Source organism: Frisingicoccus sp., assembly GCA_016298055.1.
Lineage (GTDB): Bacteria > Bacillota > Clostridia > Lachnospirales > Lachnospiraceae > Frisingicoccus.
This window is the reverse complement of record JAEDDO010000268.1, coordinates 1-2,093: the sequence shown is the minus strand read 5'-3', so window position 1 is coordinate 2,093 and position 2,093 is coordinate 1. Positions and strand designations below refer to the sequence as shown.

The following is a 2,093-nucleotide window of genomic DNA, read 5'->3' as shown; positions in this document are numbered from 1 at the left end:
TCTTAGCGATTTCCGGATAAGTTACAGCAAGACGGCATCCACGATGTCCCATCATAGGGTTGAATTCGTGAAGTTCATCACATTTTGCCTGAATTGCTTCTGGAGTAAGACCCATATCTTCAGCAAGTGCTGCAATATCTTCCGGATCTGTTGGAAGGAACTCATGAAGCGGTGGATCAAGGTAACGAACTGTCATTGGTCTATCCTCGAGTGCTTCATACATAGCCTTGAAGTCACCTTTCTGGAATGGAATCAGTTCGTTCAGAGCTTCTTCTCTTGCTTCAACTGTATCAGAAAGAATCATCTTACGAATCTTAGGAATTCTTTCAGGTTCAAAGAACATATGCTCTGTACGGCATAATCCGATACCTTCAGCACCAAGTTTAACAGCGTTAAGTGTATCTGCAGGTGTATCTGCATTTGTTCTTACTTTTAATGTACGATATTTATCAGCCCATGCCATCAGACGTCCGAAGTTGCCGGATACAGAAGCATCTTCTGTCTTAATGTCGCCTAAGTAAATATTACCTGTGGAACCGTCGAGAGAAATATAATCACCTTCAACGATCACATGTCCGCCAAGTTCAAACTTCTTAGCTTCTTCATCAATCTTGATCTCGCCGCAACCGGATACACAAGCTGTTCCCATACCACGTGCAACAACTGCTGCATGAGATGTCATACCACCGCGAACAGTCAGAATACCTTCTGCTGCGTGCATACCTTCAATATCTTCCGGTGATGTCTCAAGACGAACAAGAATAACTCTTTCACCTTTTTCATGAGCAGCTTTTGCTTCTTCAGCTGTGAAATAAACTTTACCTGCTGCTGCACCAGGAGATGCAGGAAGTGCGGAACCGATAACCTGTCCTTCTGCAAGAGCATCTTTATTAAATGTCGGATGAAGCAGCTGATCGAGAGATTTTGCTTCGATACGGCATACTGCTTCTTCTTCTGTGATCATACCTTCATCAACAAGGTCACATGCGATCTGAAGAGCAGCCTGAGCTGTACGTTTACCGTTACGTGTCTGCAGGAAGAAGAGTTTGCCTTCCTGAATTGTAAATTCCATATCCTGCATATCGCGATAATGGTTTTCAAGTTTCATGGCAAGGTTCATGAACTGTTCATAGCAATCCGGCATATCTTCTGCCAGTTTTGTGATCGGCTGTGGTGTACGAACACCGGCAACAACGTCTTCACCCTGAGCATTGATCAGGTATTCACCGTAAATACCTTTAGCACCTGTGGAAGGGTTACGTGTAAAAGCAACACCTGTACCGGATGTTTCACCCATATTACCGAATACCATAGTCTGTACGTTAACAGCTGTTCCCCAATCACCAGGGATATCATTCATACGACGATATACGATGGCACGAGGGTTGTCCCATGAACGGAATACGGCTTTAACAGCTTCCATCAGCTGAACCTTTGGATCCTGTGGGAATTCTGCACCGTCCATAGCGTCGCTGTATACTTTCTTAAAACGTGTGATTAATTCTTTTAAATCATCAGCTGTAAGCTCTGTATCGTAATGAACCCCTTTAGCTTCCTTTACTTCATCGATGATCTTCTCGAAGAAGGACTTTGGTACTTCCATTACAACGTCAGAGAACATCTGGATAAATCTGCGGTAAGAATCGTATGCAAAACGAGGATTGCCTGTCTTCTTTGCAAAACCTTCAACAGAAATATCATTAAGACCGAGGTTAAGGATTGTATCCATCATACCTGGCATGGAAGCTCTGGCACCGGAACGAACAGAAACAAGTAACGGATCTTCTGTATCACCGAATTTCTTTCCGTTTTCTTCTTCCAGCCATTTTAATGCTTCAAAAATCTGACCCTGAATTTCTTCAGTGATCTGTTTACCACTTGTATAATAATCTGTACAAGCCTCTGTTGTGACAGTAAAACCCTGTGGAATTGGCATTCCTAAATTTGTCATTTCTGCAAGGTTGGCACCTTTACCTCCAAGAAGATTGCGCATATCAGCATTGCCTTCTTTGAATAAATAAACCCATTTTGCCATTGGTTATTCCCCCCTAAATTATTCTTAAAATATATATGCTAAAATATTTGGGTCAAAA

Annotated in this window: 1 protein-coding gene; it reads right to left on the bottom strand. The window is 42.5% G+C overall.

The features are described 5' to 3' along the window. A partial coding sequence (ppdK, locus tag QZZ35_RS11440) for a pyruvate, phosphate dikinase (protein ID WP_291237520.1) occupies nucleotides 1-2,035 on the bottom strand: 2,035 nt, incomplete at its 3' end. Between the last annotated feature and the right edge of the window lie 58 nt (nucleotides 2,036-2,093).